Origin of the sequence: Cardinium endosymbiont cBtQ1 of Bemisia tabaci, from assembly GCF_000689375.1 — a bacterium.
Lineage (GTDB): Bacteria > Bacteroidota > Bacteroidia > Cytophagales > Amoebophilaceae > Cardinium.
Genome location: NZ_CBQZ010000001.1, coordinates 474837 through 500751, shown reverse-complemented (window position 1 = coordinate 500751; position 25915 = coordinate 474837). Strand labels below are relative to the sequence as shown.

Annotated in this window: 25 protein-coding genes and 3 tRNA genes; 11 read left to right on the top strand and 17 right to left on the bottom strand. The window is 37.5% G+C overall.

The window, feature by feature from the left end:
* Positions 1–126: 126 nt before the first annotated feature.
* The 5 genes from CHV_RS02270 to CHV_RS02250 all read left to right on the top strand — a co-directional run bounded on the left by CHV_RS02270 (position 127) and on the right by CHV_RS02250 (position 6397).
* On the top strand, positions 127–336 hold the full coding sequence (locus tag CHV_RS02270) for a cold-shock protein (protein ID WP_014934820.1): 210 nt from the start codon (positions 127–129) through the stop codon (positions 334–336).
* Positions 337–428: 92 nt separating this feature from the next.
* Positions 429–1538 (top strand): DEAD/DEAH box helicase, encoded by a 1110-nt coding sequence (locus CHV_RS02265; RefSeq protein WP_223245666.1) that lies wholly within the window; start codon positions 429–431, stop codon positions 1536–1538.
* A gap of 337 nt (positions 1539–1875) precedes the next feature.
* Positions 1876–2328 (top strand): hypothetical protein, encoded by a 453-nt coding sequence (locus CHV_RS02260; protein WP_034576857.1) that lies wholly within the window; start codon positions 1876–1878, stop codon positions 2326–2328.
* A 405-nt stretch (positions 2329–2733) separates the two neighbouring features.
* Positions 2734–3348, top strand: coding sequence for a hypothetical protein (locus CHV_RS02255; RefSeq protein ID WP_034576856.1), 615 nt, complete (start codon positions 2734–2736; stop codon positions 3346–3348).
* 61 nt (positions 3349–3409) lie between these two features.
* The gene (locus CHV_RS02250; protein WP_034576855.1) at positions 3410–6397 is read left to right on the top strand and encodes an ankyrin repeat domain-containing protein; all 2988 of its coding nucleotides are present in this window, start codon (positions 3410–3412) and stop codon (positions 6395–6397) included.
* Positions 6398–6525: 128 nt separating this feature from the next.
* On the opposite strand, the gene CHV_RS02245 is transcribed toward CHV_RS02250, so the two are convergent.
* The 5 genes from CHV_RS02245 to CHV_RS02225 form a co-directional block, all read right to left on the bottom strand.
* A tRNA-Arg gene (locus tag CHV_RS02245) sits at positions 6526–6598 on the bottom strand.
* A gap of 110 nt (positions 6599–6708) precedes the next feature.
* A tRNA-Pro gene (locus CHV_RS02240) sits at positions 6709–6783 on the bottom strand.
* A 22-nt stretch (positions 6784–6805) separates the two neighbouring features.
* A tRNA-Ser gene (locus tag CHV_RS02235) sits at positions 6806–6894 on the bottom strand.
* Positions 6895–7004: 110 nt separating this feature from the next.
* Complete coding sequence (locus tag CHV_RS02230; protein ID WP_034576854.1) at positions 7005–8315, bottom strand: UDP-N-acetylmuramoyl-tripeptide--D-alanyl-D-alanine ligase; 1311 nt, start codon at positions 8313–8315, stop codon at positions 7005–7007.
* Between the two features lie 88 nt (positions 8316–8403).
* Positions 8404–9627: an ABC transporter permease gene (locus CHV_RS02225; protein ID WP_034576851.1), complete on the bottom strand. Its 1224-nt coding sequence runs from the start codon at positions 9625–9627 to the stop codon at positions 8404–8406.
* Positions 9628–9831: 204 nt separating this feature from the next.
* Here CHV_RS02225 and CHV_RS02220 point away from each other — a divergent pair, with 204 nt between their 5' ends.
* Positions 9832–10053: a DUF2795 domain-containing protein gene (locus CHV_RS02220; protein WP_034576849.1), complete on the top strand. Its 222-nt coding sequence runs from the start codon at positions 9832–9834 to the stop codon at positions 10051–10053.
* A 254-nt stretch (positions 10054–10307) separates the two neighbouring features.
* Positions 10308–11840: a hypothetical protein gene (locus tag CHV_RS02215; RefSeq protein WP_034576846.1), complete on the top strand. Its 1533-nt coding sequence runs from the start codon at positions 10308–10310 to the stop codon at positions 11838–11840.
* Here the strand turns inward: CHV_RS02215 and CHV_RS02210 are convergent.
* From CHV_RS02210 to CHV_RS02200, 3 genes are all read right to left on the bottom strand, one after another.
* Positions 11837–12367, bottom strand: coding sequence for a hypothetical protein (locus CHV_RS02210; protein ID WP_034576844.1), 531 nt, complete (start codon positions 12365–12367; stop codon positions 11837–11839). The genes CHV_RS02215 and CHV_RS02210 overlap by 4 nt on opposite strands.
* Before the next feature lie 167 nt (positions 12368–12534).
* Positions 12535–12930 (bottom strand): hypothetical protein, encoded by a 396-nt coding sequence (locus tag CHV_RS02205; RefSeq protein ID WP_130721322.1) that lies wholly within the window; start codon positions 12928–12930, stop codon positions 12535–12537.
* A gap of 736 nt (positions 12931–13666) precedes the next feature.
* Positions 13667–14053: a hypothetical protein gene (locus CHV_RS02200; protein WP_034576839.1), complete on the bottom strand. Its 387-nt coding sequence runs from the start codon at positions 14051–14053 to the stop codon at positions 13667–13669.
* Between the two features lie 4 nt (positions 14054–14057).
* Here CHV_RS02200 and CHV_RS05565 point away from each other — a divergent pair, with 4 nt between their 5' ends.
* On the top strand, positions 14058–14501 hold the full coding sequence (locus CHV_RS05565) for a hypothetical protein (RefSeq protein WP_034576837.1): 444 nt from the start codon (positions 14058–14060) through the stop codon (positions 14499–14501).
* 208 nt (positions 14502–14709) lie between these two features.
* On the opposite strand, the gene CHV_RS05740 is transcribed toward CHV_RS05565, so the two are convergent.
* From CHV_RS05740 to lpxK, 9 genes are all read right to left on the bottom strand, one after another.
* The gene (locus CHV_RS05740) at positions 14710–14889 is read right to left on the bottom strand and encodes a hypothetical protein (RefSeq protein ID WP_156933591.1); all 180 of its coding nucleotides are present in this window, start codon (positions 14887–14889) and stop codon (positions 14710–14712) included.
* A 51-nt stretch (positions 14890–14940) separates the two neighbouring features.
* Complete coding sequence (gene atpG / locus CHV_RS02185; protein WP_034576833.1) at positions 14941–15831, bottom strand: ATP synthase F1 subunit gamma; 891 nt, start codon at positions 15829–15831, stop codon at positions 14941–14943.
* Between the two features lie 68 nt (positions 15832–15899).
* Positions 15900–17480, bottom strand: a complete 1581-nt coding sequence (gene atpA / locus CHV_RS02180; RefSeq protein ID WP_034576831.1) for a F0F1 ATP synthase subunit alpha — start codon at positions 17478–17480, stop codon at positions 15900–15902.
* A 75-nt stretch (positions 17481–17555) separates the two neighbouring features.
* Positions 17556–18095, bottom strand: a complete 540-nt coding sequence (gene atpH / locus CHV_RS02175; protein WP_034576828.1) for an ATP synthase F1 subunit delta — start codon at positions 18093–18095, stop codon at positions 17556–17558.
* 3 nt (positions 18096–18098) lie between these two features.
* Positions 18099–18605: a F0F1 ATP synthase subunit B gene (gene atpF / locus CHV_RS02170; protein ID WP_034576827.1), complete on the bottom strand. Its 507-nt coding sequence runs from the start codon at positions 18603–18605 to the stop codon at positions 18099–18101.
* Positions 18606–18655: 50 nt separating this feature from the next.
* Complete coding sequence (gene atpE / locus CHV_RS02165; RefSeq protein ID WP_034576826.1) at positions 18656–18880, bottom strand: ATP synthase F0 subunit C; 225 nt, start codon at positions 18878–18880, stop codon at positions 18656–18658.
* A 66-nt stretch (positions 18881–18946) separates the two neighbouring features.
* Positions 18947–20005 (bottom strand): F0F1 ATP synthase subunit A, encoded by a 1059-nt coding sequence (atpB, locus tag CHV_RS02160; RefSeq protein ID WP_034577101.1) that lies wholly within the window; start codon positions 20003–20005, stop codon positions 18947–18949.
* 131 nt (positions 20006–20136) lie between these two features.
* The gene (locus CHV_RS02155; RefSeq protein ID WP_191321621.1) at positions 20137–22089 is read right to left on the bottom strand and encodes a putative porin; all 1953 of its coding nucleotides are present in this window, start codon (positions 22087–22089) and stop codon (positions 20137–20139) included.
* A gap of 221 nt (positions 22090–22310) precedes the next feature.
* Positions 22311–23378, bottom strand: coding sequence for a tetraacyldisaccharide 4'-kinase (gene lpxK / locus CHV_RS02150; protein WP_034576822.1), 1068 nt, complete (start codon positions 23376–23378; stop codon positions 22311–22313).
* A gap of 144 nt (positions 23379–23522) precedes the next feature.
* On the opposite strand from lpxK, the gene CHV_RS02145 reads away from it, so the two are divergent.
* The 3 genes from CHV_RS02145 (at position 23523) to CHV_RS02135 (ending at position 25867) form a co-directional block, all read left to right on the top strand.
* Positions 23523–24650 (top strand): Nif3-like dinuclear metal center hexameric protein, encoded by a 1128-nt coding sequence (locus CHV_RS02145; protein WP_034576821.1) that lies wholly within the window; start codon positions 23523–23525, stop codon positions 24648–24650.
* 3 nt (positions 24651–24653) lie between these two features.
* On the top strand, positions 24654–25403 hold the full coding sequence (locus CHV_RS02140) for a zinc ribbon domain-containing protein (protein ID WP_034576819.1): 750 nt from the start codon (positions 24654–24656) through the stop codon (positions 25401–25403).
* A gap of 98 nt (positions 25404–25501) precedes the next feature.
* Entirely contained in the window at positions 25502–25867 is a 366-nt protein-coding gene (locus CHV_RS02135) for a TraR/DksA family transcriptional regulator (RefSeq protein WP_034576815.1), read from the top strand.
* The last annotated feature ends 48 nt before the right edge of the window (positions 25868–25915 follow it).

The window sequence follows — 25915 nt, the reverse complement described above, 5'->3', positions numbered from 1 at the left end:
GCACCACGCGTTTTTATATAACCTTAAGTTAAGGTGCCTATAGGTTGCTTATTTAACAATTTTATAAGTAAAAGATAGGTTAAAGCGCTTTGCGTTTAATTTTTAACAATAGTTTTTTTGTTTTCCATGATGGAAGGAGTAGTAAAATGGTTTGATCCAGCCAAAGGTTATGGATTTATAAAGCCAGTAAATGGAGGTAAAGATGTTTTTGTCCATATAAGTGCCCTTGTGGCGTCTAGAGTAAGCATGATAGACCAAGGTCAATCAGTAGGTTTTGAAATAACCAGCGATAGAGGCAAAGAAGTGGCTAGTAACATTAAGGTACTTGATGTGTAAGAAACAGAAGAAGAATGATTTAAGTTTTAATATTATACTTTAGATATACATTGAGTAATACTTTTCAAAAATATAATTTGCCATCAGCTCTTTTGGGAGCGTTGGCTAAGATGCAGTATGATTGTCCTACTGCTATTCAAGACCAAGTGATTCCAGTAGCTTTGACCGGCCAAGACATTTTAGGGTCTTCTAAAACAGGTAGTGGAAAAACAGCTGCTTTTTCTATACCTGTAGTTGCACAGCTTATGGATCGGCCTGAGGCGAGTGTACTTGTATTGGCCCCCACACGAGAGCTTGCTGAACAAGTAGCAGGTGTGATATCGAGTATGGTCCGTGGTTGTACCCATTTGCGTACGGTATTGTTAATAGGAGGTGAGCCCATTGGCAAGCAATTAATGCGTTTGCGTACGAACCCTAATATTATTGTAGGTACACCTGGTCGTGTAGAAGATCATCTATGTAGAGGTTCGCTCCATTTGCACCGTACCACTTTTTTGGTATTGGATGAAATCGACCGAATGTTGGATATGGGTTTTTCTATTCAAATAGATAAAATTATTAAGCGTTTGCCCATAGAGCGACAAACATTGATGTTTTCGGCTACCTTGGATAGAAATATTGAGCGATTGGCTGGCTCCTATTTAAGACAACCGGCACGGATTAATGTAGAAGTTTCTGATGGTGAACCTAAAAACATAGAGGAAGAATCTCTTTATGTGCCAGAAGCTGCAAAGTTCCAAGTTTTATTGGAGCAACTTAATCAACGGGAAGGATCTATTATTGTTTTCGTAAGAACACAAGTAAAGGCAGATAGCATTAGTTATCAATTGCAGCAAGCAAATTTTAAAGTTTGCGCCATTCATGGCGGATTAAAACAACACCAACGGAAGCGCGTCGTAAAGGACTTTAGAAATAAGCATTATACTATTATTGTAGCAACTGATGTGGCTGCAAGGGGATTAGATATTGATCATATCAAGCATGTAATCAACTATGATTTTCCCCAAGCTGCTGAAGATTATACCCATAGAATTGGTAGAACCGGTAGAGCCGGTGCTACAGGCTTTGCTTTGTCTATGATTTCTTCTCCCCAAGAAAGGAGGCTCTGGCGTATTATTCACAATGATCCAGTAGAAAAAGAAGTAAAAAAGCCATTTAGAAAAAACACAAATTTTAATCGGTTTAGATCTCGTTCTTTTTGACGTAGTGTTTCAGGTTAAATATGTTACTTTTTTCTTTGTTTCACTTAAGGGTTAGCTTTTATCTATTGTTAAAGGCTAACCCTTTTTCTATAAAGCTGGTCATAAGATTTAATCATTTCTTGCAGAGCAGCAATTATCCTATTATTTAATCTTTTGATACCACAGTTGTATGGCTGTTGCTTGGAGTTTTATATAAATAATCCTATTTTATTTCAGATGAACGTTGACTATTCATTGGATGAAAGACCATTCAGTAGGATAGAAAATTTTTGTAAGAAAAATTTGTTTTAATAGATTATCTATTTTGTTTTTAATAAAAAATATTATGCGCCTTTTTATGTGCCGTTTTAAACCATTCATCTCTGCTGTAATAATAAGTTTAACTTTTACGCATCAAGCATCATCTTTTATGATTAGACCAGGGTCTATCCATCAAGATTCAAAGCGTTTTTTTTATACAGGTATTAAGGCCCAATTAGGATACGTCCCTCTTGACGTCGAACATCCAAAAATATATTGCCATGCGCCTTGTACTTATTCCAGGGGTGCTGTTGGGTTGGGTGCATTAATAGGACGCCAGTGGGTAGAATATTTTAGTACTGAGTTGGCCTTTGAATCGTTGCTCAGCTATAAAGGAATCAAACAAGGTTTATTCACCAGTGAGTCTATAGAAACTGATCTCAGTTTCTATACGCTTGGTTTTGGTTTGGACTGTATACCTATGGTGCCCGTATCGGATGATATAAGTCTATTGACTGTATTGGGTATTGGGTATAAAAAGCTAATATAACAATAGACAAGCAAAAAATATTTGATTTAATGGGATGGAAAATTATTCCAAGAGTCAGACTGGGAGTAGTTTTCGATAGCACAGTCACAGATATTTCACTAAAACTTTTAACGGAGTTCAATAATTTGTTTAAAAGTGATAGTCATCGGGTATTTAAACCTTCTTTTCTGCTCGGTGCAAGTTGTTCTTTAAATTTTAAATAACCAATCTTATCTACTTTGTGACCAGGTTATACTTTAGGATATGGTATAAGGTTATTTCCAGCTATTCCTCTGGTGTAACTTTAATTTAATAATATAAATTATGTATATAGAACAACTATTGTTCAAGCGGGGTATATTCCGTTGGTTTAAAAGAATATTTTACTACTGTTTCTTGTCCTGGTGCAGTTTGGTCTCTATACCCATGCCATTTGTAGAAGCAAAGACAAAAAAAACAGCTGTTCAGGACGATCCAGCACAGGATAAAAAGCATAAAAAAGAAAGTAAAAAAGATAAGGGCAAATTCTGTGATATCATTGCATATACTTCTCTTTGTTTAGAAAATCCAAGAAAACTAGGAAAATACAACACTTTTTACCATCAAGGTGCACATTTTATAGGATTGAATATCAATAAGATAGATATTACTAGCCATGCAGACGTAATGTGCAGTATCTATGCTGGAAAACGCCTTAAAAGTTTTACTGAGGACAGCCAAAAAGCTACTTGGAGCCTCATGCAGCGCTATTGTACAGCTCAGTTGTTGGCAGAGCGTGATTATAATTGCTACCAAAACTATAAAAAAGATCAAGGGAATCATGCAAGTTATAATGATGGCATTCTGACTGGCGTGCTTATCAATGCTATTGTAAATTCTATTCAAGCGGCAAAATTTAAAGAAGACGATGCCATTTTTAGATGTATGCTGCCCTATATGGCTGGCCTATATGGTATAAAAAAGCAAGTGCAGCTTAGTAAAATCAATGTAGTCATGTTGGCTACTACAGCACCTGTTTTATGCGAGCCAGTCGTTTGGTAACTACTAGTAAAACTACAAAACCACGCTATAAACGCTATAATAATAAATAAATTATACTATAATGAAAATCATGCAACGGTTGTTAACCTGTTTAACCATAATTTTTCTTTTTGGCCATCAAGCATTTGGTAAAAGTTGGTTCGTAGCGGTTAGAGCAGTTGATCTTAAGACAGTACAATCATTGATTGATACAAAAAAAACTAAAATAGATCAATTAACTAAAAATGGTACTACTGCTTTAATGATAGCAGCCAAGCGTGGCCATGGTAAGTTGGTAGCAAAACTGCTTCATGCGGGAGCCAAATTAGATCTACAAGAAAACAAACAAGGTGCTACTGCCCTGATGCTAGCTGCTCAAAGAGGTTACGTAGAGGTGATGGAGCAACTGATTGAAGCAGGTGCTCAGGTAGCATTACAAGCCCCTAAAAAGAAAGGCGGCTATACTGCCTTAATGCTGGCCATACAACAGGGCCACACGGCTGCAGCCATCCGTTTGATCCAAGCCCATGTGCCATTAGATGTTGCTGCTACCAATGGGGATACGCCTCTTATTTTAGCCGCTAAGCAGGGCTATCGGACCATTCTTCAGAAATTATTAACAGCTGGTGCTGATATAGACGGTTACACAGAGCAGGGTTCCCCTCTTATGGCAGCCATAAAAACTGGCCATATGGATATAGCCATGCAGTTGTTGGCCGCCGGTGCTAGATCTGATCTAATCATAGTTAAAACTGGGGAAACAGCCCTTTCATTGGCAGTCCTATATGGCCATGAAACCATTGTGGATCAATTACTTGAGCAAGGTATCATCCTGAATTACCAGGCTACTCGCCGTCTTTCTCCATTAAGTGAAGCATTGAGACATAAAAATCTCTCCATTGCTAAAAAGTTAATTGGGGCTGGTGCACGTTTTCATTTGGATGAAGATATCCATAAATTATGTTTAGCTGTTTTTGAAGATCAATCTGATCTATTGGGTCAATTAGATAAAAAAACAGTGCATCAGCTAAGTGATGATGGTTGTCCTCTTTTGTACTACGCAGCCTTAAGGGGTCATATGAAATGGGTGGATGCTTTGTTAAAGCAAGGGGCTAAGGTAGATGCCTGTACCAAACGTTACAAAGAGTCTCCATTGATGGCAGCTGTTATCCATGGCCACGATGCAGTGGTAGCTAGGTTAGTAGAGGCAAAAGCCAAATTAGATTTGCAAGATAATGGAGGCTATACACCACTTATGTGGGCTATTGAACAAGGCAATGATCCGATTGCTTTAAGGCTACTACAGGCAGGTGCCAATCCAAATATACAAACTAGTTCAAAAGATACGCCATTAACCATGGCCGTAGCAAGAGGACAAAGCAAACTTGTGGATCAACTCTTGCGCCATACCAAACCAAAAGTTAGCCTTCGATCCCATCAAGCCACAACTGCTTTAATAACGGCTGTGGTCCAAGGTCATACTACCATTGCCTATCAGCTTATCAAAGCAGGGGCTAGTTTTGTAAATAATAAGCCAGTTGATGCACTATTTAAAGCAGTCTACCAAAACGATTTAGCGCTTTTAAATAAATTGATCCGTCCTAAAACCAATTTAAATATACAAACATCGAATGGTTATACCCTTTTAATGGTAGCTGCTGTTGCAGGCCATACTGCAGTGGTTTCTAGATTAATAGAAGCAGGGGCTCATTTAAATAGTCAAAATAATAGAGGTGCTACTCCTTTAATCATAGCTATTAAAGCCAATCAACAGGTAGTAGTAGATCAGCTCATTGCTGCGGGAGCCGATCTTAATAAGAAAACAGCATCAGGTGTTACGCCTTTACTTCAAGCAACCGCTATGGGGTATACCGATATGGCCAAGCAGCTTATCAAAGCAGGAGGATCCATTCATATGGCCAATCAAAAGGGGGTTACCCCACTAATAGTTGCTGCATTGAATGGAGATCAAGGTCTGGTTGCAGCATTGGTCGAGGCAGGTGCGGAACTGAATGCCACTACTCATCTGGGTTATACTGCCCTTACCTATGCTGTTGCCAAAGGACATAAAGCACTGGTCGACAAACTTATTGACTCAGGTGCCGACCCTAATGTACCAACTGCTGCAGGTGAGTCCCTCTTAGGTTATGCAGCTACGGATCTATCCCTACTCGATGCATTGCTTCAGGCAGGTGCAAAAGTAGACGCCCCTACAGCTGGCAATGAAACCCCGTTTATGCGGGCAGTTGTGGCAGGTAATGTGGCGGCTGTAGAGCGATTTATTGCAGCTGGTGTAGAAGTAGATCAAGCAAATGTGCATCAGGTAACGCCTCTTATGCAAGCGGCCTGGAAAGGGCACCTAAATATTGTTAAAGTACTTATTGCTGCAAAAGCCGATCTAGATATTCAAACCATAGAGGGTGATACAGCGCTATTATGTGCCATTCAAAATGGCCATTTTGAAATAGTTCAAGTTTTACTAGCTGCTGGTGCCAGTCTACGATTAGCCAATCATCAAGGATTTACTCCTATTATACAAGCAGCTAAAATGGGTCATCTTTCAATTGTTCAGCCACTAATAGCTGGAGGAGCATCCTTGAATCAATTGGGTAAAAGTAAACTAGCCGCTGTCGTTAATGTGCAAATGCAAGGGCAAAAAATTGTGCAAACCCTTTTTGGTGTAGATGCCATTGGGGAATTAACCCCATTGATGTATGCAGCACAGTACAACCATCATGCCATTGTTAATGCGTTGCTTCGTGCGGGCGCTGATCCAAACGTATCCAGTAATGTAGGTAATACTGCCCTGATTTTAGCAGTCAAAAACGGTTCAAAAGAAAGTATACAGCTATTGTTAGAAGCTGGTGCTTGCCTTGATATACAAACCCATGCAGGTTATACTGCGTTGATGTGGGCAGCTAAAAAAGGTCATGATGCGATCCTAAAGCAACTCCTTGCAGCCGGTGCCAATATTAATATCACCAATCAATGGCAAGAAACAGCCCTTACTTTGGCTACTCAAAAAGGACATCAATCTATTATAGAGGCACTTAATCAAGTTAAAATATAAAAATAATACTTTTATTTTTCTCTCCGAATTTTTCAGTCCACTATAACCTTAATTTGATACTTTTTTTAAGCAGACGCGGCAGAATCAAAATAAATCATAGAAGAGACTGTACCTGCTATAAAAACCAGTGGTCCCGGAAGGACTCGAACCTTCAACCTACTGCTTAGAAGGCAGTTGCTCTATCCATTGAGCTACGGAACCTAAAATGATTTTATTTGGTTTTGGCCACTTAGCAAGCTTGCGTTACTAAACAGATATAAGGTAAGTGCAAAAGAAGCTACATGAAATTAGTTGATATTTGGACTTTTCAGTCGGGGCGGCAGGATTCGAACCTGCGACCTTCTGCTCCCAAAGCAGACGCGATAACCAAGCTACGCTACGCCCCGAGTCTATAAGTAAAATAAAAAGCGGATAGGGGGGGATTCGAACCCCCGGTACAGAATAATCCATACCGCAGTTTAGCAAACTGCTGGTTTAAGCCACTCACCCACCTATCCCTATAGGGCTTTATCTATTAAACTAAGTAAATTTACTGAAATTATAGTAAAAACGTGCATATAATTTATAAAAAATAGACTGAATTAGGTATAAAATAATTTTAAGTGGTCTATGGCTCTTTTAACCGTTCTGCCAGTGTATGCATGGCTAGATGATGGGCTGCTTTTAATAAAATACCACTATGTTGAAAGGTATGTTTATCCAAATAGTTTGCCAATGTTTCTTTATCGGTAAAACAGTACATTTTTGGATGGGGACGTTGGTGGGCTGCAAGGGTTAAAAAAGGGCCACATAGTAGTACCCGATCATAATGGGGTTGGCAAAGCTGTTCAACTATTTTGGTATGCCAAGCAGTAGTCTGACTGCCTAGATCAGCCATATCACCTAATATAACGATACGGTATTGTACCTTTAATTGCAACAATGCATCAAGAGCGGCCTGAACAGAAGCAGGACTGGCATTGTAACTATCTATAATCAATTGGTTGCTTCCTTTAATCATTAATTGCATCCGTTGATTGGTAGGAACATAAGCTTGAATGGCTGCGTGGGCTGTTGCAGTAGGCACATTAAAGTATTTGGCTACACAGAGCGCTGCTGCTATATTGTGTAGATGGGCTTTCCCCAATAAATGGGTCGTAAAAATTTCCCTTTCTGAGGTTTTACAATGCAGGTAGGGCTCCTCACCAACCAACTCCAGTGGTGCGAAGTCACTGGGTTGGGGATAGGTAATTGGTTGATTGAATTGTTTGCTTATGGTAGACAATAGAGACATTAAGCTGTTCAAAAAAACAGTACCACCTGTAGTATATAGATAATCATATAATTCGGCTTTGCCTTGGATAATACCTGCTATACTCCCAAATCCTTCAAGATGAGTAGCTCCAATAGCCGTAATCATACCATGTGTAGGTCGTGCTAGGTTGCAACATAAAGTAATATCACCTAATTGGGTAGCACCCATTTCTATAACTGCTATTTGTGTATCCTGTTGTAGGGACAAAATGGTTAAAGCGACTCCAATAAGGGTATTTAAGTTACCTTTGGTGGCTACTGTTCTGTAAGTGGTGCGCAAGGTGTGATAAATAAGCTCTTTGGTAGTGGTTTTACCGTAAGAGCCAGTTATGGCTATAACTGGAAAAAGAGGACCATATTGGGCCCTATGGTAACCAGCCAATTGGATAAGCGTAGCAAGACTATCCTTCACTAAGATATAAGCAGATGATGGCCTCGCATAGGCAGGATCATCTATGATTACATAGGAGGCCCCTTTTGCTAGGGCTTCTGTAGCAAAAGCATTCCCATTAAAGTGAGGGCCCCGAATGGCAAAAAACAGTGCACCTGGTGCAAAATGGCGGCTGTCTGTAGTGACAGACCGTGCTGTTAGATATTTCTGATAAAGGGTTTTTATAGCAACCATAGATTATATTAAGTCAAGATTTGATCTTACAGACAGTAAAAAGTCATTCCACTATGCCTATCTACGATACACAACGCGACAGAACAATTTATTGGGCGGCAGGGATGCCATCTAGTGATTTTTTGGCGAATTGCATGGCTCGTTTGACTGGCCAAATCGTAGCCAATAGACTAAATAGAGTGGTTACCATAGCTGTATATATAAAATCGAACGGATGGATTGCTACAGGGTAAGCCATAAGATGGCTTACTTTAGTAAAAGTAACGATCCCAAACTTTTGCTGCAAAAAGGCTAATCCCCAACCAAGCATAAGGCCGTATAGGATACCCTTTAAGGCTACCAACATTCCATTATAGAAAAAAATTTTACCTATTTCTCCTGGCGTAGCCCCTAATGAAACAAGTATTGCCATGTCTTTTTGCTTTTGCAATATGGACATGCACAGCATAAAGAAAATATGCAGTGAAGCTAAAAGCAATACCAAAGCAAAAATAAAGCAAACAGAAAGCCGTTCAATGAAAATAGCCCTACGTCGTGTTGCATTTTGCTCAGTTTGATTGGTTACTTTATAGCCCTTTGGTAGTAGTTTTTCTATGTTTATTTGCATCTTTTGAACCTCAGCTGTAGCGTCTATTACCACTTCCCAATGCGTACGTTTGTTTAAGCCATTTGTCAATCCTTCCACAAAGCGAATAGGCGCAATGATATATTTGCAATCTATTGGAGGTGCTATAGAGAAAAGACCATCTATCTCTAAGGTGGTACGTTTATAGGGCTTATAGAGATGGTGGCCATCCTGCTTTGGATAAAAAACTTCTACCTTGTTGTTATGAGTAGTCCATTGTAAAAATTGGGCGACGCCTATACCTGCCATAGCTTTAGCCCTATTATCTCCTAAAAAAGCAACCCCGTCCATACGCTTGCAATTTTTATAAAAATCACTTGAGGTAAAATTATTCGAGACGCCTTTAATGGTTACAATGGCTTGGTGATCAAACAAACGCGTCAGTGCAGTCGCTTCTAGTACTTCTACTATATCGCTTACACCAGTAATATACATAATTTGTTTTTTTAAATCTTTATCAGATAAAAATGTTTTTTCTGTTTGGCGTTCTATTTTTAATACAGGTGTATAGGTATAAAATAAAGCAGATAATAGCTTTTGCATGCCGTTCATAGTAGCCAATACGAGTAATAAAATAGCGGTGCCCAATACCATGCTGTAACAAGCAAGCCTGGATAACCTATACATTAGTGTTATTTTGCCCTGTTTTTTAACATAACGTTTGGCAATAAAAAAAGAAATTTGCATTTAAAATCAATAATCTATATTATAGAACTTAATGTTAAACCATTAAAATTAAGATGACAAAAATTAAATAATAAATAGCAATTGCAACCATAAAGAAAGTTCCTTGTATAAATTTAGAAATTACTCTATTTTTGGCTGCTTAAGGGTTGGTTTAAACCCTACTAAGGCTTCTTAAATTTAATTTATTTTTTACTTTTTAATATTATGTATTGGACACTTGAACTCGTATCGCATTTAGAAGATGCGCCTTGGCCGGCCACTAAGGATGAATTAATAGACTATGCCAAACGGTCAGGCGCCCCTTTTGAAGTTATTAGAAATTTAGAAGAATTGGATGACGACGATTATCCATATACATCTATTGAAGAAATATGGCCCGATTATCCAACAGGTGATGATTTCATTTTTAATGAAGATGAATATTGATCGATGGTAAGTAAAAATTGAAAAATAACTTAAAAATCTAAGTTATGTATTTATTTAACTGATTTTCAGTGATATAAATAAGTTTTTTACTGGTTTTTGTAATAAAAACCAGTAATTTTATCTGCTTTATCTTATCGTTTTTATATGATTGTGGTCATCATTTTTAGGTAATAAGGTTTTATGCTGTATCATAACGCCTTAGCCTGGATTTGATTCATGTCGACTGCTGTACATACAGGACAATAATATTTTAAATGGGTTGTATCGCGATGGGCAAAAAATATAGAGGTCAATATATACGTTTAACGGCTAGATTGGTACTTGCTTTTTCTGTACTATATAAGGTAGAAGCCAGCGATTTTACCCCTCTTGCCTATACCCTTAGAACCATAACCATTACATCTACAGGTGCTATCGACCCAATAACTGCTAAGCCATATCCTTGCTTACGTTTGGTTAAATGGCTGACGCCTACCACTAATGCCGCATTAATTTATAGAGCGATTCACTTGGAAGCAGGAGCGATTTTTGATCGGAAAATGCTGTTATCTATTGAAAAACGGTTAATGGAACTGCCTTATTTTTCCACTGTATCTATTATCTGTAAAGTCGTTGATTCAAACGGAAACAGCCCTTTATCGGACCTAATGGTACAAACCAAGGATCGATTTCCTATAACTTTTGACTTAAACCTAGATGAGGGACCATTGCTGACCATAACACATCATAATGCATGGGGCTATGGACATGGCTTCACCCAAGAGTTTTTTCTAAAAAAAAGATGGGGATACGGATGCATATATGAACTACCTAATCTCTATGGAAATTATTTTTTGGGAGGTCAATCGTACAATCAAATAGAGGATACCGATAGATTTAATTGTAAAAATCTATGGATGGGCAAGTTATGGGCTATACCAGCAAAGACATCCGCTTTGTCTTACTATTGGATCACTGGACTAAGTGGTTATATAAAAGAATTTAGGGGATCTGTTTCGGGTGATCCTGTTAATCCTTACCATGATTATAAACTTATTTTGGGTAAAATAGGCTGGGTAGCAGATGATTACACCACTATAAGCGGGGTGTATAAACTGAGTGGATTGGAAAAGCTACCCAACGGTGGGTCTATAGAAGTGCTATATGGCTACCAAAATAGCGCATATAAAAACAGGCACTATGTAGCCATTAATGGTATTAAAAATATTGCCAAGCCTACCTTTAAATATTTGCATGTAAGCTTTGAATCAGGCGCTTTTGTATATAAAAAAACAGTAGAAGAAGCCATACTTAAACTTAGATTGGCCTATTCAGGTCCAGCGATACGAACCTGTAATGGGATGCGCCAATCTATAGCCATAAACTATATAATAGGTTATCGTATGCCTCAGGAACGCGCACTGGGCATTCGGCCCCGTGATCCTGAATCATTGGCCCCCCTTGACCAAGATAACCGTTTGCAGCAACCTATTTATGGACGGCTTAATGTGCAGTTACAGAGCACCTTGCATCAACCAATTGTCATACAAGCCATCCGTTTGGTTGCGCTTGGCTTTACCCATTTTATTGGGTTATACAATCAAAGCAACCAGCTATTGAACCAGACTTGGATAGACAGCTATGGGGTAGGTGTACAATTGGAACATGTCCGTATGTCATGGCCGACACTAGCATGTACAATAGGATACAGCTCTTTATTAGCGAAGGTACTTCCGTCGGTTCAGCTTTCTATTGGTCCCTTTAAGAATAAAACAAGGCCGAAACCTATGTTGATTGCCTATAGTTAATGGCTATATTTTTTTGTTCTGTCGTATTTGTTGTAATGCAAATTACTTACTGCTTTGTTATATTTCATTATATCTTGTATATAAAGACGATTGATTGCTTTGTAGAGCAATTGTAATCCTTGTAATCTATTTTTTGTGTAATTTAATTCTTCTTGCAACTTTTTTATTACTTCTTCTTCTTCTTCTTCTTCTTTATTTATTCCTGTTATGATTGGTCTTTTTTTTAATTTACTTATTTCTTTTTCTAAATTTAATTTTTTTTCTTTTTGTTCATTTATATTTTTTCTTATTTGTATTCCTTCTTGTAATGTTTTTTCTTTTTGTTTAAAAGTATAATCAATTTGTTTAAAAGTATAGTCAAGTGTAATAGTTTGTTGAACTGTTTTTTCTCTGTTGTTTATTGGTTGATCAGATTGTTTTGAATGATTATCTAGATTTATATCTATAGAAGTAGTAGGAATAGAGGTATTATTTTCTTTTAGTGGCGCTCCTATTGCTAGCATCCCTGGGTTTTCTTGGTAGTGCAAGGGTTTTCTGGTTGCTTGTTTTAGTACTAGTATGTCTTGTCGCGTTAGGACTATTCGTTTTGTTCCTTTTACTCGTAGTTTGTTTAGTAGTTGTTGTGGAATTTTTATGTAACGGTTATCTGTTATTACTAATCCTCGTATCTTTTTTTGCTTTGCCGAGTTTGCTATTACTTGGATTTTTGTAGTTCTTCTGGTATTAGTCTTTGGTTTGCTGTTTCTTTTTCTGATGCTGTTTCTTGTTCTGTTTCTGCTTGTGTTTCGATTTTTGCTGTTGGTGATGTCGTTGTTATTCCATCCACCGTTGGTTCTTCTACTGGTGTTCTAGTTTCTTGTTTTGTTTCTGCTTGTGTTCCGATTTTTGCTGTTGGTGATGTCGTTGTTATTCCATCCGCCGTTGGTTCTTCTACTGGTGTTCCAGTTTTTATTGAAGCATCTAGATTTTTTGATGCACTTTTTTTCAGTTTTGCATTATTTGGATCTTTAGGTTTATCTGAGAGAGGCGGTTTGTCAAAACAGCTATATGCAGTTAGAGCTACTATAGCGCCGCATAGGAAAGTTTTCATTTGTTTTAATCTATGTTTAGTGGTTTGTTCCTTAACGTAACGTACAAGTCGATGCACCAACATTAAAATTTAGATAAAAAATTTTTGTGCTTACTTTTGAGCTAAACGCATCTTACTTAAAAGCAAAGGAGTAATGTTAAGTATTTTTTTGATAAAATCCAAATATATACTTTATATTTTATAGGAAAAGTTGTGTATTTGCTAGGTGTAGCTAGAAGGAGTAGGTTTAGTAGTCAAATTTAATTTGACTGCTGTGTTACATATATTTCCTACTATAATTTTAGCGCTTTGTGGGCGGAAACTTTTGTCTTTATTGGATTTGTTTTAGAAGGCCAAAATAAGCGCTTTAAAGGTATTTTTACCCCCTTGCTTTTTGCTCTAATAAAGGATAAAAATACCTTATAGTTTCTTAACCATATCAAAGCATGGCTTCAAAAAACAGCGGTTTTGGAAGAGGTTATGATAGCTATTTATTTTGTTGCGATTTGGCCTTAAGGAAGGAATGAGGCAAAATAGTTTCGGGGTTAGTTTTTTTAATATTCAATGCGTTTTTTAAGGTATACGTATATAATCTGCACTATTTTATAACCAAACAATATATCTATATTTTGCTTGTTAATTAAAAAGTCATCGGAAATAAAATTTCCGATGACTTTTAAGGGTATTTTTATATGAATTTTAATATCTATGATATAAAAAAATAATTTTTGTACATCACATTTACCATTAAGAATTGTTACTTCTTATTTTTCTTATTCTTCTTATTTTCTGTTGGCTGTTGGCTGTTGGCTGTTGCTGCTTTTGCTTTTGCTTTTGCTTTTGCTTTTGCTTTTGCTTTTGCTTTTGCTTTTGCTTTTGCTGCTTCTGCTGCTTCTGTTAGTGCTTCGTTTTCTTTATCTTCTGCTCCTGTTGCTTCTGCTTCTTTTGCTGCTTTTATTGCTAGAAGTGGCACCTTGCTTTGTGTTTTTGATAGTTTTTCTACTATTTTACATTGTTTTGGTATTGTTACTACGTTTTTCTCTTTTAGAAGTACTCCTATTGATTTATCTAATGTTAGTGTTGAGTGTTCTGGTACTACTATTGGTACTGTTTTTATTTCTAGCAATTTTTTTGTTTTTAGCAATGGGATGTTGCTTTGTTTTCGTTGGTTTGATATTTGTGCTAGGTATGTTGGTATTTTTTCCTGTGGTATTCCTATTCCTTTGAATATTTTTGTTATTACTGCTAGTGTTATTTTTTGTTTTTTTTCTACTTTTTCTACTTCTTCTGTTAACTTCGTTGCTTCTATTATGCTTTTTACTAGTTCTTCTGGTGTTATTCCTCCGTTTTCTGCTGTTTGCGTTTTGTTTTCTGCTGTTTGCGTTTTGTTTTCTGCTGTTTGCGTTTTGTTTTCTGCTGTTTGTGTTCCGTTTTCTGCTGTTTGCGTTTTGTTTTCTGCTGTTTGCGTTTTGTTTTCTGCTGTTTGCGTTTTGTTTTCTGCTATTTGTGTTCCGTTTTCTGCTATTTGTGTTTTGTTTTATGCTATTTGTGTTCCGTTTTTTGTTTCCGCATCTTTTTTGGATTTTGTATGATCTAAATGTTTAAAATTATTTTGGAGTGTTGGTTTATCGAAACAGTTAAATGCGTTTAGCGCTACTATGGACCCGTATACGAAGTTTTTTATGTTTTTTTTCATAGCTGTTATGTATGATTAGGTGATTATACTTTAACATCAAAATATAGCTGCGTAATACAGATAATTAAATATATATATAAAGTTTTAAGTTGTATACCTTGCAGCTAATATTCATCAGAGGAGGTAATATTAGATATATTTCTAATATATTCCAAATATTTACCTGCATTTAATTTTAAATGGCGGAAGTGATTCATCTGGTTGGTGTAGGCAGAATTTGCAGCTTTATCCATCTGATACAGCAATAAATTAAAAATTTTTACCTGTTTTTTTGATGCAATCAAAAATAAAGAAGCGATCATTTTTTTGTTACAAGTAGTCTATGACTTCTTTTTTTAAGCTTCTCTTAATGCCTCCGCGCCACTAGTGATTTCTGCTAGTGCGTTGGTGATCAATGCTTGCCTGGTTCTGTTGTAGCTGATGCGCAGTGCTTTTAAAAGGTCGTCTGCATTGTCGGTGGCTTGGCTCATTGTAACCATTCTTGCTGCATGTTCACTGGCACTGGATTCAATCAGCATATGCATGATTTTGTGTTTAAGCAGTTCGGGGATAAGCTGTGCGATAAATAGCGCTTGGGAAGGTTCGTAGATGTATTGGCGTGGCTCAAGGACAGGTTCTTTATGTGTTGCTTCTATATCAGGTAAAAAAGGTAAAAAAGGCAACACCGTGACTTCTTGTTTGCCAGAATTTTTAAAAGCAGTATAGACCAATACGACTTCACTATAGCTGTTTTGCGAAAAGGCTTCTATACAATAGGCAGTCAGCTCACCACTGGCTTGATCATTCGGTTTTGCTAAAAGATCAACATAGTCTTCTATAATAGGTAAATTGGACTTTTTAAAAAATTGATGGGCTTTTTTACCAATTGGCAACACTGCTACAGGGATAGATGACTCTTGTTGGCATTTTGTAATATGTGCATATGCGGCTTTAAGTACATTTTTGTTGAATGCACCACACAATCCTCGATTGGAGGCAACCACTACCAATAATAGCCCTTTCCCTATCTTTTTTTGGGTCAAAGGGTGGAGTGGATGGGTTTCATCTCTATTTTGTAGTGCAGCATGCAACAGTGTATTGTGGTGGCTGGTATAGGCTTTTAAAGGCAATAGCACCTGCTGGATCTTATGCAATTTCGAAGCAGATACCATTTTCATCGCCTTGGTGATTTGTTGGGTAAAGGCGATCAGATGGATGCGGTCTACTACTTCTTTAAGATGTGCCATAGTGATCGGATTGTGTGTTAGCGCTTATTTAATCTGGAAACGTACTGCCATCAGCCGTTTTTTTAATTTTAACTACTATATTTTGTTACAAGAGGGACTGCTACTGCTACCAGTACTTCGGTCATTTCCGTTTCCCATTTTCCTGCTGCAATACGGGTAAGCAGCGTAGGGTGTTGGCTGCGCAATAGGGCTAAAAACGCTTTTTCAAATGGTTTGACCTGATCTAGTGGAACGCTATCCAAATACCCATTCATAGCTATATATAGAATGGCCACTTGCGCTTCTATCGGCATAGGGGTGTGCAAATTTTGCTTAAGCAGTTCTTGGTTTTTACGACCTCTGTCAATAGCTTTTTTGGTAGTGGCATCTAGATCGGCACTAAATTTTGAAAAAGCTTCTAATTCAGCAAATTGTGCTTGGTCCAGTTTTAAGGTGGCGGCCACTTTTTTGATGGCCTTGATTTGTGCCGCACCGCCAATACGGGATACAGAAATGCCCACGTTAATGGCAGGTTTGATGCCTGCATTGAATAAGTTCATTTCTAGAAATATTTGCCCGTCTGTAATGGAAATTACGTTGGTGGGAATATAAGCCGATACGTCACCCATTTGGGTTTCTATAATGGGCAATGCGGTAAGCGATCCGCCCCCTTTGATTTTTCCGACTAAACCAGCAGGAATCCCTTCCATAGAAGCAGCCATTGCATCGTTGGCAATAATCCGTGCCGACCTTTCTAGTAAACGGGCATGTAGGTAAAAGATATCACCAGGAAAGGCTTCCCGGCCAGGTGGCCTTCTTAATAGTAGGGATAATTCTCTATAGGCAACAGCTTGTTTGGAAAGGTCGTCATAGATAATCAGTGCATCTCTGCCTGTGTCTCTAAAAAATTCACCAATGGCTGCGCCTGCAAAGGGGGCAAAAGATTGCATAGGGGCAGAAGCAGAAGAAGGGGCTGCTACGATCGTGGTATAGGCCATGGCACCATGGCGGGTTAAGGTGTCTACTACGTTGGCTATAGCCGATGCTTTTTGACCAATGGCTACATAAATGCAATAGATGGGCTTCCCTTGTTCAAATAAGCTGCGTTGATGGATAATGGTGTCTAGGGCAATGGAGGTCTTACCAGATTGCCTATCTCCAATAATAAGCTCTCTTTGTCCTTTGCCAATTGGAATCATTGCATCAATGGCTTTTAGCCCTGTTTGGAGGGGTGCATCTACCGGTTGACGGTAGATTACACCAGGACTGTTCCGTTCTAGCGCCATTTCGAAAGTTTCCCCGACGATAGGACCTTTGCCATCTATCGGTAGGCCAAGGGTATCGACCACACGACCTAACAATCCTTCGCCTACTTGAATGGAGGCGACCTGTTTGGTCCGGGTTACTACATCTCCCTCTTTGATGGAATTGGCCTCTCCTAAAATAACGGCACCTACCATATGCTCTTCTAAGTTTAAGGCCAATCCTTTGGATCCATTGGAAAAAGCCAGCAACTCTCCTGCTTGTGCATGTAAAAGACCGTAGATGCGCACTATGCCATCACCACATTGAACCACTATACCTGTTTCTGCTAGTTCAGCTTCTGTTTTAAAATTGGCTAGTTGTGCTTTGAGTATTGCAGTAACCGCATCTGTATTTATTTGTGCCATTGGTTCAATTGTATAATTTTGTCTGCTCTATAGCGTAAAGTTGCATGTAACTAGACCTTTGTATCTATATATTCGCTATCCCAAATGGTTTTGTAGGGTATGTAGTGCGTGCTGTATGCTTCTGTCTAATTTTAATGTGCCCATTTGAAGAATGTAGCCTCCAATAATAGAGGGATCAATTTGTTGTTTCATTACTACTTCTTTACAAGGTACCCATTTTTTTACCTCTTCTGTCAATGGTTTGATTAAAGCTTCTGGTAAAGGCGTAGCAGTGGTTAAAAGGGCAGATTGAATGCCCATATGGCCACGGTAGGCTACCCAAAAAGCAGTTAAAATTTCTTCTAGTAAACCAATTTGATTTTGATCAATGATGATTTCAAGAAACCTCCATAGCATAGGGCTAAGGGGCTGCGTACAAATTTTTTTAAGTAGTTTTCGTTTCCCAGAACGGGGTATAGTAGGATTGTTGAGTAGTTCATCTAATAGAGGATGGTCCCTAAACTGATTTTGCAAAAAAGAAAGGTCATGATGTATACTTGTCAGTATCTTATTTTGAATGGCTTGCGCTAAAAACAGGCTAGCATATCGTGCTGCTATCTTCTTTTTTTTTAACATAGATCAGGGTTTGCATGCATTAGGCAGTTGGTTTGCCATCAGCCGTTCTATTAGCGCCCATTGAGATGGATCTTGACTTAACTCTTTGACCAATAATTTTTCAGCAATTTGAACGACTAGTAATCCAACATTGGCTTTAACGGTTTCAAGTGCACGTTCTTCTTCTCTAGTTATGGCTACTTTAGCTTCGGCCAGTAAACGTTCTTTTACCACTAAAGCTTCTCGATGTGCTTGGTCAATAATGGCCCGTTGGGTAACCAGCGCTTCACTAATAATACGTTCCCGTTCTAGATGGGCTTCTTCCATAAGCTTGGTTCGGTCGTCCTCTAGTTGCTTGGTTAATACTTTTGCTTCAGTGATTTTATATACTGCATGGGCCACTGCATCTTCTCGTGCTTTTAGGATTGCTAAAATAGGCCTCCAGGCAAATTTAGATAATACCAACAGGACGACTAAGAAAGTTATGGTTTGCCAAAATATAATACCAAAATCTGGCGTTATTAAAGTCATAAAAGCTATAGTTATAAGAAAATAGACTAGCCAAATTGACTAAAACCATACTATTTGGTAGCGATCAAAAGACAAATTAGTACGCCAAATAGCGCAACCCCTTCAATAAGGGCACAAGCAATAATCATGGCAGTTTGAATCTTTCCGCTCATCTCTGGCTGTCTGCCTATAGCTTCCATTGCAGCGGCTCCAATTTTACCAATTCCAATGCCTGCGCCTAAGGCAATAATACCTGCACCAATACCCGCACTAAATAGATCTAATAGAACCAACATAAAAAATTTTGTTTAATTGTTAAAGAGGATAGGTAAATATATAAAATATTAACCAATACAACCCTATTAATGGTTGCCTTCATGAACGGCTTGTCCTAGGTAAATGGCAGAAAGCAGTGTAAAAACATAGGCTTGTAAAAATGCAACGAGCAATTTGAGCAAAAACATAAAGGTCCCAAAAGGTACACTGACCATAAAGCCGATAGATAGACTTTTCATGCTAAAAACAAGTCCTATAATACTTAATAAAATAATGTGACCAGCTGTAATGTTGGCGAATAACCGGACCATAAGGGAAAAAAACTTTGTTAAAATTCCCAAAATTTCTACTGGAATCATAATAGGCAACAACCAATTTGGTACCCCTTCTGGCTTAAATATATGGCGCCAATAGGATTTGTTGCCGTTGAAAATAGTGATAAGCATGGTAAAAGCAGCCAGCACCAAGGTGACTGAAATGCTTCCTGTTACATTGGCACCACCTGGCAATAGTCCCAAAAGATTATTAAGCCATATAAAGCAAAAAATGGTTAGTAGATAAGGTAAAAATCTTCTACAGTGTTGCGGGCCTATATTGGGCATGGCTATTTCATTTTTTATAAAAGATATGATCAGATCTATACAAGCCAAACATCCTTTGGGTGGAGCAAGCGGGGCCCGTCGATAGCTGTTTGCCATCCACAACAGTCCACTTATTAGGAGTAGCATACTTAAAAACATAGCAGCTATGTTTTTTGTAATGGACAGATCCAAGACAGATCGGCTTGGGTCCAGACAATGAATTTTTTGATTCGAAAGAAAGTAGCCACGAAATGGAGTAGGCTGGTGGTTTTGGTCATAAAAATGGGCAGAGGAAAAACACTCTATGCCTCTATCTGAAGAATAGAGTATAACCGGTAGGGATAGTTCAATATGCTTTCCAGCAATGGTGGCAAAGTGCCAACTATGGCTATCTGCAACATGTTCCATAACTGGATTTTTAGCTTGTGGCGGTCGGGCATGGCCACTAAAAGATGGCCAAGATAGGATAAAAGCCAATAGGTATTTTAGCCAAGCAACTTTTTTTGATGGCATCTGCTCCTTTAGCATGGCATGGAATAGGCTAAATAATCTATAGGGTAACATAAGCGGTTGGGGCTTAAAAAATAAATATTTATCGATGCTAAGGTACGCAGTTGCAAGGAATTTTTCAAAAAATGTTGCGTGATGATCTCTATTTAGCTTTAGCATACTGCTGTAAATATAGATTGGTTCTATTAATCAAAGAAAGACCAATGGATGCCAATGTCTGCTGCTTTCTTGGGTCCAGGATAAAATGGGGTGACAAAATAGGCAGATGGCTTATTCATAAAATCGTTGATAAAACTGTATTTCAAAGAAATCTTTAAGTTATTAATACGCACATTGTAAAATAGGTCTACAATTGGGCGCCCTTGTGTAGGAAATTGGTTTTGGCGGTAAAATTGTTGTGCGATTACATCGTAGCCGTCTCCATAGTAGAGCTCTTTAAAATGCACATTGACACCTGTTTCTATATCCATCTTTTTATCGTAAGGCTGGTTTGCATAATAATAACGACCTGTGTACATATAAGGGGGTATATAACCTTTAAAGAACTTTTTTTCCTTGCTGATGTCCCATTGCATGGTAATATTGTGATCAAAATGGAAATATGAAAAGAAGCAAAAATTTAAGTTCCCCTCTAAAGACAAAAGATAAATAGGGGTAGTGGCCTGTATAGGCTCGGATATACAATGGTCGGCTCTATCTAGTAGTACGGCTTTCTGGTAACAAATATAGTTGTTTAGCTTTTTAAGCGATACAATGGGATGGATGGTTGTATGGGGCCAGTTATACCATACTGCGGCATCTATTGCTTCTGCAGATGGGGCCAGAAAATCTTTATTCCATAACCTGTCTCTGCTATAACCACAAGATAGGATGTAAGGCAATTTATGTTTAATGGTATAACAGGAAACTTTAAAGAATCTATCTTGGTAAGCTATATTTAATCTATGATAGCCTCCTTTTTGCAATAGATAAGCGCCATCTACATAAAGGGTACGATGGTTGGTAAAGTGCAACCGTGTGTTAGCCCCTAGATAGTGTTCTTTTTCTGCTTTCTTATCTTTTAAAAGACCATCATATGTTGTTCTATCAGTCCCAGAGAAGTTATATGCTAGATCAATGGATTCGATTTTATAATGTACTGCATAGAATAGATTGGGGGACGCTATATCTCCCTTAATGCCTATTTCATGGCCAACGGATTTTATGGCCACACCGTTTTCCTCTTTACCATCTTTATGTGCTTCTTCAGAGATAAAGTCCAGTAGTGTTTTGTCTAAATTTTTAATGGTACATAGGTTTCTACGGTTATAGTTCAATTCATGGTATAATTGTAGTGGTTTATTGAACTCGTAATGATGGTAGAGGTAAAAATTACGTCTAAGATCTTTATGCATTACTTTTTTGTCTATTTTGTTTTGCATATATGCCTCGTCTAACAAAGAAAAAGAAGATGCATACCGTTTACTTGGACTTTTTTCATTAAACTTAAATTGGTTTTTTTCTTTCGTTGAACGTACGCCACCGGTTTCTTTGGTCAGATACTGCTTATTCGATCCACTCATAAATAGATGATAGCGCTCATCTGAACTTTTAATATGGGTAAAAATATCAAAATGGGGGAAGCTGTTGATGATTTTATCATCTTTGCTATGGGGCCATTCTTTTTCTGTCATAGCACCATGCAAATTGATCCCTATGTGCCAGTTTTCAAGCAGCCGTTGGGTATAGCAGCCATCAAAGAAGAAGCTACCTAAATTGGCCAGTACAATATTAAAATAGGCATATGCTTTGGCAGTGGAGTAGTAACGTATGTCTTGAGGTAGTTGAAAGTAAAAGTCATAGGCCGAAAGGCCATAGGTGGCACCTATATGTTGGGGTAACCTGTAAAATACATGTTGGGCGGCTGTCCAGTGGTTACCAAGATCTTGAAAATTGTAGTGATGATGTTCTGCAACTGTAAAATGGTCCATCTTTGTCACCGATCGGTCGATGGGATGATACCTTCTGTAATTTTGTTTTATGGCACGTGGTGTTATAAAAAAAGTAGTACTTGGTCCTACCTTTTCTTCTTCCGTTTTTTCAAAAACTTCTTCTGCTTTTTCACTTCCATATGCATTAAATGATAGGATAAGAACCAAAAGAAATAGATTATACCGCCACCCAATCGAAAGATTTGCCATATTAATATTTTTAATACTGAAGTTACAAATATAATGAGTTGTATGGAGCTACCATGGTAAAATAAACCAGAAAATTACAGGTGATGCCCATCCATTTAAATCGGATAGTCCATCTATCTGGACTATTAAATAATGGTACCATATTAATGCCAATAAATAAGGTGGGCAATAAAGGCTATCTAAAAAGTCGCCACACCGGAAAATACAGTTTTTATAATAATTTTTTTAAAGACCTGTTCTGTTTCTTGTATAAATCTTATCTCCATAGGAATATAAAATATAGGTAATTGGGCTAATGGTTTGATCCAATCATGCCCTATGAATCTTACATAATCTTTTTCTGTTGTAACCATTGCTTTATCTGTATGGCTTAATCCATTAAATACACTGATAATTTTTGATATATCAGCATAAGTGAACCAGTGATGATCTGGAAAAATCAGGTGTGTAATCTTATGTCCATTGGTTTCTAAATAATTCCGTAAGGGCAGGGGGGTTGCAATACCAGTAACCAGCAGTAGCACAATGGGTAACCTATCTGTTTTTCGGTTACCTATGATGATGGGATTGTGGTAGATGATATCTGTAAAAAAGATTGGTATGGATTTGGTACAATATGGTTGTATAGAGGCTTTTACGGCTTCCATTTTTAATGGGCTAAGATTTGTTGGGCTTTTGGTTACCAGTATTATATCAGCACGTGATGCGCCTTTACGTGGCTCACGCAATCGACCCAATGGTAGTAGATGGTCCCTAAAAAAAGGTTGATGAAAAGTAGTCAATAAAATATTTAGGTGGGGCATTAGGCAAAGCTGTTGAAAAGCATCATCTAAAAGAATTACTTCTATATCTGGCTTATATTCCATAATTTTGTCTATTCCTTTGGCCCTGTTTTCGCAAACAGCAATAACCACATTAGGGTTATCTACAAAATAGGTATATAGAAGATAAGGCTCATCACCTGCTGTTAAAGCAGAGTCTAGTCCATTGATTACTTTAAAGCCTACCGATTTGCGCTTATAGCCTCTACTAAGCACCGCTACGATTTGGTACTTAGCAAGCAACTTGACCAAATAGATTGTTAAAGGTGTTTTACCGGTACCACCTACTGATAGATTGCCTATACTGATCACTTTGGGCTTTTTATGAAAAAAAGTTTTTTTAATTTTTTTGTTGTATAAAAAATGACGTAATGCAACCATTCCTCCATACCCCCAACGCACTATCTGCAACCATAGTGAAAACATAAAATTTATATATTACTAATAGAAATGATCGACTGCAATACCCTACAACGGATGTTGTTACACAAGTAAAGGTATTTTTCTTATATTAAAGTCCTTCTTCAACTAAATTTTAATTGATTTGCATTATAATATTTCAACACCCTAATGACCACAAAAGTACCGAGATGTAGTCCTACTGCTGTTACCATATCTGATGTGATAAACTACCTAGAGCAAAATGTGCAGTTCCAAGGCCAACATGGTATGGCCAAGTCTGGTGTTGTAGTTGGTGATACAGCTAATATGGTAACGGGTATATTGATTGCCCTGGATATAACGGAAGCATTATTGGATGAGGCTGTTGAAAATAGGTGTAATTTTATAATCGTAAATCAGTCTTTTTTTACCCAACCATTGGCTAAAATTACCCCAGAAAGTTATGCTGGGGGATGTATCATTAAAGCCATAAGTTATAAACTTACCATTTATATTTTTAGTACTAATTTAGACCATCTTGGTCAGGGAGTTAGCCATCGAATCGCTCATTTAATTGAGTTACAAGAAACCTACCCCATCATTCCTCAGAAAGCAAGTATGTATAGGCTTACTACCTTTCTGCTTCCCCATGCAGCGAAACATTTGATTCAATCTTTATGCCAAGTAGGAGCTGTGTTGGCTACTGAACATCTAACCACTGTTGCGGTTAATGATCACCCTAGACTAGGAGTAGAAGCTTTATCTTATTTTCCTACTCAGTCAGGATTGGAATTTTTACAAGAAAGTCAGCTTACTTTTATGGTACCTATGTTTTGTAAAGAAAGAATCATGCAAACTTTACTTCATGTACATCCTTATGAAAAGGTAACCTACTATTTAGAGCAGGTAGAAGTAATTGTAAACAATAGAGGAAGTGGCGTATTGGGTATTTTGCCTATAGAGTTACCAGATAAATATTTTTTAAAGTATATTAAAACAAAGTTGAATTTATCCTATCTTCAACATACAAATTATTTCGACCGGCCTATTAAAACAGTGGCCGTTTATGCGGGCAGTGGTAGTGGGTTATTACAGGAAGTACTTAACAAAAAAATAGATGCGTTTATCACAACCGGCCTACAATATGAACAATTTTTAGAAGCCAATGGTAAAACATTACTGATTGATATAGGCCATCATGCAGCTCGATTGGGTCTTAAAAAATTAATCCTTGCATTATTATCAAAAGAATTTAATAATATTGCAATACTACGCTCTAAGACTATTACCAACCCTATTCACCACATTAATGATTAGCTAATGGATAAAAATATTGCAATTAAATTAAGAAAATTGTCTGAGATTCAGGATGTTGATACAAATCTTAATGATATTTTGAAGCTTAGAGGTACCCTTCCAGAAGAGGTATCTGAATTAGAAGCACAGATAGAAGCATTGTCTGCAACTATAGAAGAGCGTGCATCACTTTTAAGTAAGCTAAAAGAGGAGGTAGTAGATAAAAAAGCATTTATCAAGCAAGGTGAAAAAAAGCTCCAGCAGTATGAAGCGCAGCAAATGGAAGTGCGAAATAATAGAGAATATGATGCCATTACCAAAGAACTTGACTTGCATAGATTGGATATGCAACTTGCAGAAAAATTTCTACGTAATGCTTATGGAAACATAGAGCAAGACGAAGCTAATTTAGAAGCTTTTTCGAAACTTTTAGAATCAAAAAAATCTGATTTATTTTTAAAAAAAGAAGAACTTGAAATAATTTTAAAAGCAAGTGAAAGGGAAGAGCAAGCATTGCTTCAGACAAGAAAAGAGATTATAGTTGTTCTAGGTGACCCTTTGTATCTTACCTATGAAAGGATTAGAAAAAATGTACCTAATAATTTGGCAGTGGTCCCTATTAAAAAAGGGGCCTGTGGGGGATGTTGTATAGTGATTCCTCCTCAACAAAAAATAAGTGTGTATGACCGCAATAAAATAGTGCTTTGTGAGCATTGTGGTAGAATGTTAATTGCTTTGGAACAGCCTATTGATGCATTATTATTCGCTGGCTAAACCATACGTGAGGATGATAGATTATTCAGGTGCTGTAATGTAACAAAAACAATTAAATTTGTTATTTTAGGTTGGGGTACCATTAAGATCAAAAAGTTATGGCAGAACAAGTATATTCACCTGAGGAGCTAAGGTTTTTTGAAAAGATTCTTTTAGAAAAATTAGAAAAAGCCAATCATGAGCTCCAAGTATTGGAGAAAGTTTTGAGTCGACAAGAATCAGGTCTAGAGGTTGCTGGTAAACCATTTGAAGAAAATGCAGAGGTGATAGAGACAGAAAATGTAGGCCAATTGGCTGAGCGTCAGCAAAAGTTTATAAAACAAATTGAACTTGCTATTCAACGCATTAAAAATGGTACCTATGGTATTTGTGTTTTAACAGGTAAAGTTATAGACAAAGAACGTTTAAAGGTAGTCCCTCATACCATGTATGCAGTGGACGCAAAGTTAAATGCAAAAAAATAATCCTTAGGTCGTAAATCTTATCATGCTCTATCGACAGTTTCTCTATAT